This window comes from Actinokineospora sp. (genome assembly GCF_052390155.1).
Classification (GTDB): domain Bacteria; phylum Actinomycetota; class Actinomycetes; order Mycobacteriales; family Pseudonocardiaceae; genus Actinokineospora.
In genome coordinates this window covers 1-2945 of the sequence record NZ_JBQTHF010000020.1, presented here as the reverse complement: position 1 = coordinate 2945, position 2945 = coordinate 1, and the positions used below count along the sequence as shown (strand labels likewise).

Here is a 2945-nt window from a genome sequence, read left to right as displayed (position 1 = left end):
GTTGCCCCCGTGGCTCCCCCCCACCCCCCCCCACGACCCGAACCACGGTCCCGGCTACTTCGACGCCATGTTGTTCAGCACCAACACTTTCCCCAGCGGCAGCATGCGCGACTACTACCGCAGGGTGAGCGCGTTCGATCAGCAGACCGGCCACGGCATCGACGTGCGGGGCGAGGTGCACGGCTGGTTTCGGATGCCGCGACCGATGTCGTTCTACGCCGACGGCAACGCGGGCGTCAACGAGAACTTTCCGCGCAACTCCCAGGGAATGGCCCGTGACGCGGTGCTCGCGGCGCTCGCCGAAGGCGTCGACTTCACCCCGTACGACGTGCTCGGCGAGCGGATGGTCACCGCCCTGTTCATCGTGCACGCCGGGCGCGGTGCCGAGGAGACGCTCTCGCGCGACGACCTGTGGAGCCTCAAGTGGGGCATCCCGCCCAACGGCATCGAGGTCGCCCCGAACCTGCTGGCGCGCACCTTCCTGACCGTGCCGGAGGACTGCGCGATCGGCGTCTGCGCCCACGAGTGGGGCCACCTCGCCGCCCGCTGGGCCGACTACTACGACACGACCAAGGTGGCGGCGACGAAGTCCAACGGCCTGGGCAACTACTGCCTGATGGCGTCCGGGTCGTGGGGCGACAACGGTCTGACACCGACGTTCCCCAACGGCATGCTGCGCATGTTCCACGGCTGGCTCAGCCCGCGGCGGGTCACCCGGACCACCCCCGGCATCGTGCTGATGCCCGCCGCGGAGGGCGGCGACATCGTGTTCATCCAGAACCCGCACACGATGTCCGAGTCGCAGTACGTCATCGTCGAGTACCGGCGCAAGCGGGCCCAGGACGCGTTCCTGCCCGACGAGGGCGTCGCGGTCTACGTCGTGGACGAGGCGATCGAGAACGTGAACGACGAGGAGCTGCTCGCCATCGAACTGCTCCAGGCCGACGGCAGGCGAGACCTGGCCAAGGTCTTCGGCCAGGGCAACCGGGGCGACGCGGACGACCTGTATCCCTTCGGGGACAACAGAACCGTCGGTGAGACCACGACTCCCGCGCTCAACCTGCCGGACGGCAAGTGGTCCGGGGTGACGATCCGGGTCGCGGGCACCCCTGGCGCCGACCACATGACGATCGACGTCACCGTCGGCTGAGCGGAACGGAAAGCGCACCTGCTCGCGATCCGCACGTCCGAAGTGGACAGGCGGCCACCTCGCCGAATCCCGTTGCCGCGCCGAAGACAGCATGACCGGAGTGGTCGGGGGTGCCGGACAGTGAAAACCTGGGGCCAGCGGCGCCGTCGGGCACCTCACGACGGAGCCGGTCGGCCGTCTCGCGGCGGTTCTGGGTCACTGAGAGGACTTGAGAATGCAGGTGCGCAAGTCCGTTGCGATGGTCGACGTCTACGCGCCGACGATGCGGCTGATGCGGGGGTTCGCCGACGCCGGGTACGACGTCGTGCGCGTGCAGAGCACCGCGGAGATCCCGCCCGCCTACCGACCCTTCGACGCTGACGGGTTCGCCGACAACATCGTCCACTATGGACAGTTTGACAAAACCCTTGAGGCGGTGGCCAAGCACGAGCCGGTGGCGGTCTTCACCGGCGGCGAGCTCGGCATCGAACTGGCCGACCAGCTCAGCGAGGCACTCGGGCTGGCCACCAACGGCACCACGCAGAGCGAGGCCCGCCGCAACAAGTTCGCCCAGGCGGAGGCGTGCCGCGCCGCGGGGGTGCCCGCCGCGCGGCAGTTGCTGGTGTCCGACGCGGACGAACTGGCGGCCTGGCACCGCTCGGTCGGCGGCCGCGCGGTGGTCAAGCCGATCCGCAGCATGGGCAACGACGGGGTGACCTTCTGCGACACCCCCGCGGAGTCGGCCGCCGCGTACCGCGCGCTGACCGGCAGCCTGAACACCTTCGGCATCCGCAACGAGGGCGTGGTGGCCCAGGAGTACCTGTTCGGCGTCGAGTACGCCGTGGACACGGTGAGCTGCCAGGGCAGGCACCGGGTGACCGATCTGTGGCAGTACAACAAGATCGGGGTGAACGGCGTCGTCGACCGGATGTGTGGGCACTTCACCATCCCGGCCGACGCCGAGGTCAGGACCGTGCTCGGCGAGTACGCGGGCGCCGTCCTCGACGCGCTGGGCGTCCGGTTCGGCCCGGCGCACCTGGAGATCATGCTCACCCCGGACGGGCCGCGGCTGGTGGAAGGCGGATTCCGAATCGCGGGCGCGGATGTCCCCTACTACGCCGCGCTGGCAGCGGGCGAGTCGCAGATCACCTGGTCCGTCGACGCTTACCTGAATCCCGAACGGTTTCTGGCGCAGTACCAGCGGCCGTTCCGGCTCACCCAGCACGTGGCGATGGTGTTCCCCACCTCGCCGGTCGAGGGGGTGCTCCGCTCGTACCCACTGCTCGACCAGGTGCGCGAACTGGCGAGCTTCCACGATGTGCGCATGCACTACAAGCCGGGCGATTACCTGCCGAAGACGGTCGACAACGGGACCGAGCCGCTGATCATCGGGCTGGTGCACCCCCGCGCCGAGGTGATCGCGCACGACATGGCCTCGATCAACTACCTTGACGGGCCGGGGTTCTACGACGTCGAGCCGACGCGGTGACCGGCTCCCGGCACGTCGTGGTCATCCACCGCTGGCGGGCGCGCTACGCCGAGTACGAACGCTACATCGATCACGGCCTGCACACCGTCACCTACGTCACCACCAAGGTCGGCATCGACGGAGTTCCGCACTCCGCAACGGATATCGTGACCGTGGCCGCCACCGACGACCTGCCCGCTGTCCGCCGGGCCGTCCAACGCCTCGCGGCCAAACACGGCGCCCCGTCCCGAATCGTGGCCCTCAAAGAGGACGACCTGCTCGTCGGCGCCGACCTGCGCGCCGAGTGGAACTGCCCAGGACCCACCCGAGACGACATACTCCCCTTCC

Annotated in this window: 3 protein-coding genes; all 3 read left to right on the top strand. The window is 69.1% G+C overall.

Features of this window, described 5'->3' with window-relative positions; genetic code table 11:
• A partial coding sequence (locus tag ACT4N7_RS07810) for a M6 family metalloprotease domain-containing protein (RefSeq protein ID WP_444827931.1) occupies positions 1-1150 on the top strand: 1150 nt, incomplete at its 5' end.
• Between the two features lie 214 nt (positions 1151-1364).
• A complete protein-coding gene (locus ACT4N7_RS07805; protein ID WP_444827930.1) occupies positions 1365-2618 on the top strand; it encodes an ATP-grasp domain-containing protein in 1254 nt (417 codons plus the stop codon).
• Positions 2615-2945: hypothetical protein (locus tag ACT4N7_RS07800; RefSeq protein WP_444827929.1), on the top strand; the 331-nt coding region annotated here is incomplete at its 3' end. The genes ACT4N7_RS07805 and ACT4N7_RS07800, both read left to right, overlap by 4 nt.